The following is a 6,764-nucleotide window of genomic DNA, read 5'->3' on the forward strand; positions in this document are numbered from 1 at the left end:
GTTCAGGGGTGTGGAGGGCGCGTGAAACACGGGCTGCGCATTCATCCGGAACGGGCCGAAAGCGACGTCGGACTGCGCAAACCGGGCACAATGGCGCCATGTGCCTGCTTGCTATTGGCTGGTTGCACCACCCGCGCTGGCGGCTGGTGATGGCCGGCAACCGTGATGAGTTCCACGCCCGCCCGACCGCGGCCCTGGCCCCCTGGCAGGATGAGACGTCGGTCATCGGCGGACGCGACCTGCGCTCGGGCGGCGGCTGGGCCGGGGTGGGTGCCGGCGGCCGGATGGCGGTGGTGACCAACGTCCGCGATCCGCAGGCTTCCCAGACCGGGCCATCGCGTGGCGCCCTGGTGGCCGACTACCTGCGTGGCCGCGATCCGGCGGGTATGCATATAGAACGCCTGGCCGGGATCTCCACTGCCTATGCCCCGTTCAACCTGCTGCTGGCCGATGGCCACAGCCTGGAGTATCTGGGCAACCACCCGGCCGAGCGGCAGACGCTTGGCCCGGGTGTGCACGGCATGTCCAACGGCGCGCTTGATGCGCCCTGGCCGAAGACCCGGCGGCTGATGGATGCGCTGTTGGCGTGGCTGGAGCAAGACGGGGTCGGATCCCTTTCCCAACGGGAAAGGGCGCTGACCCCGGACCTGACCCCACTGTGGGATGCCCTGGCCGATGAACATCGCCCGGTCGACAGCGACCTGCCCGATACCGGCATCGGCCTGGAACGCGAACGCTGGCTCAGCCCCGCTTTCATCCGTGGTGACGATTACGGCACCCGCGCCAGCACCGTGCTGCTGATTGATGGCAACGGCCACGGCGAAATCCACGAGCGCCGCTTTGGTCCGCAGGGCGTACCCAGCGGACAGGGTCACGTCATTTTCTGACTGGAACGGTAGTGCCGGCCGCTGGCCGGCACTCTGGCGCCCGGCGTGTCGTGTTTTCCATCAAATGGGCCGTCGACGGGACAGGTCAAATGCGTCATTCAGCTTCCGGGCGCGACCAATACCCGCTTCTGCCACAAGGGCTTCAGCGTCACAGGCACTCCGCTGTGCCCTTTTCGCCTTCGGCACTGTGTCTATAAATGTCGCCCTCAGCCTCCCAAGGTAGCCCTGCCCGGCGCCATGCCGCGCGATCCACACCCATAAGGAGGCCCCGTGCGCCGCATCCTCATCCTGCTCGCCACCCACCTGCTCACCCTCGGCCTTGGCTTCGGCCTGGGCGTGTATTTGCTGCCCATCCTGATCGCTCCCGATGACCCGCCGCTCGCGCAGGTGCAGGCGGCGATGGCCGACGCCACTTACCACACCACCTTCCGTCGCGACCTCAAAGGCAGTGACGCGGTGCATTGGGCCGAAGGCAAGGTCAGCGTCAGCGCGCGCCAGGTCGCCTTCAACGGCAAGATGGGCCCGGGTCCTGACTACAAGGTCTACCTGGTCCAGGACTTCGTCGACAACAAAGCGGACTTTCTGAAGATCAAGGACAAGGCCCAGCGCGTCGGTGAGGTCAAGACCTTCAACCGCTTCCTGGTGGACGTGCCGGCCAATGTGGACGTGGACCAGTTCACCACCGTGGTGGTGTGGTGCGAGCGCTTCTCGCAGTTCATTTCCGCCGGGCAGTACCGCACGCCGGGTTGAGCCCGGTCATTGTCCCGGTAGTGCCGGCCGCTGGCCGGCAACTTCTGGATCTTCGGGCCGGGTTCTGTCGTGGACAGTCATTCCTCTAGGCGTTACGTCGCCGCAACGCTCAAGCAACCTACCCGGATCCAACGCGGGCCGCGCCAATGGATCCCTATTTGGTCTTGCTCCAGGTGGGGTTTGCCGTACCGGTCTGTTGCCAGACTCGCGGTGCGCTCTTACCGCACCATTTCACCCTTACCGGCCTTCCGAAGAAGACGTAGGCGGTATCTTTCTGTTGCACTTTCCGTCGGCTTGCGCCGCCCAGGCGTTACCTGGCACCTTGCCCTATGGAGCCCGGACTTTCCTCGGCACCCCCGAAGGGATGACGCGACTGTCTGGCCGACTCCGCCGCGCGCATTCTAGCGTACGCGGGCCCGCCCTGCCGGTTTGATTGCGGCGTGCGGTTCATCTGCCCCAGCAGTAGAGCCACGACACGCGTGGCTGCGCACCGCACCTGCAGGTTCAACGCGCCAGCAGCGCCGCCCGCGATTGGAGCACCAGCCCGATATCCAGCTCCTGCGACGAGGCCCCGGTTGCCAGATCCAGCACCGTGCGGCGCACCTTCAGCTGGATGCGATCACCGGGCGCGTACGCGCGAAGGACCTGTTCGATGCCGTAGGTCGTCGCCACGGCGGTGCCCTGCACCGACAGCACCTCGTCATTTGCCTTCAGGCCGGCCCGCTCGGCGTTGCTGCCGTTGAGCACGTGATTGACCAACGTCCCTCCCGCCATCCCCAACCCCAGCACGGGCCGCAACGCGTCGGCGCGATCATCGACGGCACCGTTGGCCGAGCGCGACATCTCGGTGTGGGCGAGCAGGCGCCCCGCCATACGTTCATCGAAATGCGGGGCCTGCATGGCAAACGCGCCACATTCCAGCACGCCACGCAGCGGCGGCTGCTTGTAGCTGCCGTGCAGCGCCTCGCGCAGCCGCGTCCACTGGCGCGCACTTACATACCGGTGCTGGCTGGCCGCCATCTGCTGGTAGGCCTGCTCGATCGCTTCGCGCGCAGCGGGGTCCACCTGCGGGCAGCCCTCGGCCAGGTCCACGGCTTCCCGTGCGGCGGTGTAGATGACGATCGCGTGGTTGCCTTCCACATACGGGCCCTGCCGCAACTGCACCAGGCCAGGATCGAACAGCTCATAGCCGGTGAAGCCACGCCCCAGATCCGATGGGTCGATCTCCTCGCCCGCCCACGCGTGGGCGGAAACGACCAGAGCCAACACCAGTGAAAGTCCTTTTGCCGACATCGTCCTCATCCTTGTCCAGGGCCACTTCATCCACGCATGGCGTGGATCTACTGCATTCCGGGCTGTTTTCATCCACGCATGGCGTGGATCTCCTTCACCCACTCAACTGCCGTACAACGCCTTGCGCGGTGCGCCGGTCAACTCGGCCGCCAGCTTGGCCGCGGTCGACGGTGGCAGGTGCTCGCTCAGCTTGGCGTAGACGTGCCGGCCATGTGCCAGCTGCGCCTCGGCATCGTCGCCAGCGCCCTGCACCATCACCACGAACTCGCCCTTGCGCTGGTTGTCATCGGCTTCCACCTGCGCCAGCAGCCCGGCCAGGTCGCCATCCAGCACGGTCTCGAACAGCTTGGTCAGCTCGCGCGCGAGCACGGCCGGGCGCTCGCCGCCAAAGATCGCCGCCATGTCGGCCAACGACTCGGTGATGCGGTGCGAGGATTCGTAGAACACCATCGTGCGCACTTCGCCGGCCAGCCCCTGCAGGCGATCGCGGCGGCCGCTGGCCTTGGCCGGCAGGAATCCCTCGAAACTGAAGCGGTCGCTGGGCAGGCCGGCCACGCTCAGCGCAGCGATGGCCGCGCAGGCGCCGGGAATCGGGCTGACCTTGATGCCGGCAGCACGCGCGGCACGCACCAGCCGGAAGCCCGGATCGCTGACCAGCGGGGTGCCTGCATCGCTGACCAGCGCCAGCGACTCGCCCGCCTGCAGCCGCGCCACCAGGCGCTGGGCCAGGGCCTCTTCGTTGTGTTCGTGCAGGGCCACCAGCGGCTGCTGGATGCCGAAATGGGACAGCAGCTGGCCACTGCGGCGGGTGTCCTCGGCGCAGATGGCCGCCACCGAACGCAATACCTCCTGCGCGCGCGGGCTCAGATCGGCCAGGTTGCCGATCGGCGTGGCGACGACATACAGGGTTGGGACACTCATTTCAGCGGTACTCACGGGGCAAGGGTAGAATCCTAGCGTGTACCTGGCCAAGGCCGCTGCCCTCATCGCATGGACCCGATCATGAACAAGCCCGCCGCACGCATCTCTGCCCTGTCGCTGTCGTTGATGCTGCTGGCCGGTTGCGCCACCACCAGCCTCGTCAGCACGCCCGAATCGCCGGCCCAGAGCCAGGCGCTGGCGCTGATTGAACAAGGCAAGCCGCGCGACGCCGCCCTGCAACTGGAAGCGCTGGCCGCGACCCTGCGTGGCGGTGCCCGCAGCAACGCACTGGCCGATGCGGCCTGGGCCTGGCACCTGGCCGGCGACAGCGCACGCGCGCGCAGCCTGCTGGGCCAGGTGACCGCCCGCCAGCTGACCGGCGCCAGCCTGCAGCGTTACCAGCTGGCCAGCGCCGAGCTGGCGCTGGCAGACAAGCAGCCGGCGCAGGCACTGGCCCTGCTGAAGGATCATGCCGACAACGTGCACCCAAGCCTGCGCACGCGCTGGTCGCTGGCCCGCGCCAGTGCCCTGCAGGCCACCGGCGATGCCTTTGGCGCCGCCACCGAACGCGCCCGTGCGCATGCCGGCCTGACCGGCACCGCGCGCAGCGAGAACCAGGCCGCCATCTCCGGCCTGCTCGGCACCCTCGACGATGCCACCCTGCGCAGCCGCGCCGCCGCCTTGCCGGCCAATGACCCGCTGTACAACTTTGCAGGCCGTGCACTGATCGCCCGTGGCCTGCCGCTGCCGCGCCCGTTCGATCGCGATGGCGCCGCCCAGTTCGACACCAGCAAGCGCCCGCCGGCGATGAGCGATGGCTACCGCCCGCCGGCCAAGCTGGCCGTGCTGCTGCCGCTCAGTGGTCGCCTGGCCACTGCCGCACAGCCGGTGCGCGATGGCCTGCTCAGCGCCTACTACGGTGAAACCCGCCGTCGTCCGGAGGTCAACTTCTTCGACACCGCCGGTACCCCGGCCGGTGCGCTGGCCGCGTATGACAAGGCCGTGGCGTCCGGCGCCGACTTCGTGGTGGGCCCGCTCGGCCGCGACGAGGTGGATGCCGTGTACGGCCGCCAGCAGCTGCCGGTACCGGTCCTCGGCCTGAACCGCGGCAAGGATGCACCGCCCGCCGGCAGCGCCGGTTTCTCGCTGGCACCGGAGGACGACGGCATCGTCGCCGCCGAATACATGCGTGGCCGCGAGCGCAGCAAGGCGCTGGTGATCAACAGCAGCGACGACACCGGCCGTCGCGCCGCAGCCGCCTTCGCCCAGCGCTTTGCCCAGCGCGGCGGCAGCGTCGCCACCACCATCGCGATCAGCGAAACCGTGGGGGATGTCAGCGCGCAGGTGCGCAACGCTGGCGCGGTCGATGCTGTGTTCCTGGCCGTACGTGCACCGCAGGCCCGCCTGCTGGCCCCGCAGCTGGCGCTGGCCGGTGCCGGTGGTGCCACCCGCGTGGGTACCTCGCAGCTGACCACCGGAAGTGGCAAGGTCGAAGAAGACGTGGCGCTGGACGGCATCATCTACCCGAACGAAGCCTGGAACGTGCGCAGCGTGTCCGGCGTGCCGTCCGCTGCCCAGGTCACGCAGACCCTGCCCAGCGCGCGCGGCGCCGCCAGCCGCCTGTTCGCCTTCGGCGCCGATGCGTGGAAGATCAGCGCCTACCTGGACAAGCTGGCCACCGAAGGCGGCCTGGACGGCGCCACCGGCACGCTGTACCTGGACAGCAACGGCAACATCCTGCGCCAGCCGGCATGGTCGACCTTCAGCGGTGGCCGGCCGATGCCGATCGCCGGTGGTCGCTGAGCACCTGCAACGTGGCTCGGCGGTGGAAGCCGCCGCCGAGCAGCATCTGCAGCAGGCCGGGTTGCGGCCGCGCGCACGCAACGTGCGTTATCGCGGCGGTGAACTGGACCTGATGATGGATGACGCCGGCACCGTGGTGTTCGTGGAAGTGCGCTACCGCGCACGACAGGACTTCGGTGGCGGCGCGGCCTCGGTCGATCCGCGCAAATGCCGGCGCCTGATCCACGCTGCGCAGCTGTACCTGCAGGAACACCCCGCCGTGGCCGATGCGCCCTGCCGCTTCGACGTGGTTGAAGCCACGGGCGAACCACCGCAGCTGCACTGGCTGCGCGATGCGTTCCGGTTGGATGATTGCTGATGGGTACCGTCCGCTCTGGTAGAGGCCGACCTTGGTCGGCGCTTCTGTGCCAACCAAGGTTGGCACCTACCAGAGCGCAGCCTGGCCGGCACTACCACGGTGCGTGACTGATGCCTTCGATCATCACCCACGCGGCGGTGCCACTGGCGTTGTGGTGCGCTGCTGATCGCGGCCGCATTCCGCCGCGCCTGCTGGGCGCCGGCGTGATCGCGGCGATGCTGCCCGACGCCGATGTACTCGCGTTTGCCCTGCACATTCCCTACGCCGATGCGTTCGGCCATCGGGGGGCCAGCCACTCGTTGCTGTTCGCCTGCGTGCTGGCGGCGTTGGCGGCGGTGTTGGCGTTCTTTGGTAGCCGCCGACCTGGGTCGGCGCCGCTCAGCTCCGGTAGTCGCCAACCTTGGTTGGCGGTGCTGTGCCAACCAAGGTTGGCACCTACCACGGCAAAGCCAAGGTTGGCATCTACCGTACAAGCGGCGGTGTTCGTGTTCGTCTGCGCCGCCAGCCATCCGCTGCTGGATGCGTTGACCTCCGGCGGCCTTGGCGTTGCGTTGGCCTGGCCCTGGAGCGAACACCGCTTCTTCGCGCCCTGGCGGCCGATCCGCGTGTCGCCGTTCGCGCCGCAGTTCTTCAGCGCGCGCGGCCTGGCCACCCTGCTGTCGGAACTGCGCTGGGTGTGGCTGCCGCTGGCCGGCGCTGTCATCGCCTGGAAACTGATTCACCCCGCCCCCGCTGCCCCACGAGATCTGTCA

Annotated in this window: 7 protein-coding genes and 1 other RNA gene; 5 read left to right on the forward strand and 3 right to left on the reverse strand. The window is 68.4% G+C overall.

Features of this window, described 5'->3' with window-relative positions:
* Nucleotides 1-98: 98 nt before the first annotated feature.
* Nucleotides 99-887 (forward strand): NRDE family protein, encoded by a 789-nt coding sequence (locus AC1VAN_RS10285; protein ID WP_282280491.1) that lies wholly within the window; start codon nt 99-101, stop codon nt 885-887.
* A 270-nt stretch (nt 888-1,157) separates the two neighbouring features.
* The gene (locus AC1VAN_RS10290; RefSeq protein WP_032974905.1) at nt 1,158-1,637 is read left to right on the forward strand and encodes a DM13 domain-containing protein; all 480 of its coding nucleotides are present in this window, start codon (nt 1,158-1,160) and stop codon (nt 1,635-1,637) included.
* A 48-nt stretch (nt 1,638-1,685) separates the two neighbouring features.
* Here AC1VAN_RS10290 and rnpB read toward each other — a convergent pair.
* From rnpB to rsmI, 3 genes are all read right to left on the reverse strand, one after another.
* Nucleotides 1,686-2,022, reverse strand: an RNA gene (gene rnpB / locus AC1VAN_RS10295) — RNase P RNA component class A.
* A 119-nt stretch (nt 2,023-2,141) separates the two neighbouring features.
* A complete protein-coding gene (locus AC1VAN_RS10300) occupies nt 2,142-2,906 on the reverse strand; it encodes a PDZ domain-containing protein (protein ID WP_282280490.1) in 765 nt (254 codons plus the stop codon).
* A gap of 126 nt (nt 2,907-3,032) precedes the next feature.
* A complete protein-coding gene (gene rsmI / locus AC1VAN_RS10305; protein WP_025876607.1) occupies nt 3,033-3,851 on the reverse strand; it encodes a 16S rRNA (cytidine(1402)-2'-O)-methyltransferase in 819 nt (272 codons plus the stop codon).
* 81 nt (nt 3,852-3,932) lie between these two features.
* Between rsmI and AC1VAN_RS10310 the strand changes: the two genes are divergently transcribed.
* From AC1VAN_RS10310 to AC1VAN_RS10320, 3 genes are all read left to right on the forward strand, one after another.
* Entirely contained in the window at nt 3,933-5,654 is a 1,722-nt protein-coding gene (locus AC1VAN_RS10310; RefSeq protein ID WP_442252224.1) for a penicillin-binding protein activator, read from the forward strand.
* Nucleotides 5,644-6,012 carry a YraN family protein gene (locus tag AC1VAN_RS10315; protein ID WP_442252223.1) on the forward strand — a complete coding sequence of 123 codons (369 nt, stop codon included), beginning with the start codon at nt 5,644-5,646 and terminating at the stop codon, nt 6,010-6,012. The genes AC1VAN_RS10310 and AC1VAN_RS10315 overlap by 11 nt, the downstream gene beginning before the upstream one ends.
* 110 nt (nt 6,013-6,122) lie before the next feature.
* Nucleotides 6,123-6,764 (forward strand): metal-dependent hydrolase (locus tag AC1VAN_RS10320; RefSeq protein ID WP_333622213.1); only part of this gene is annotated, 642 nt, incomplete at its 3' end.

The organism is Stenotrophomonas sp. 05L44_2 (assembly GCF_056665995.1).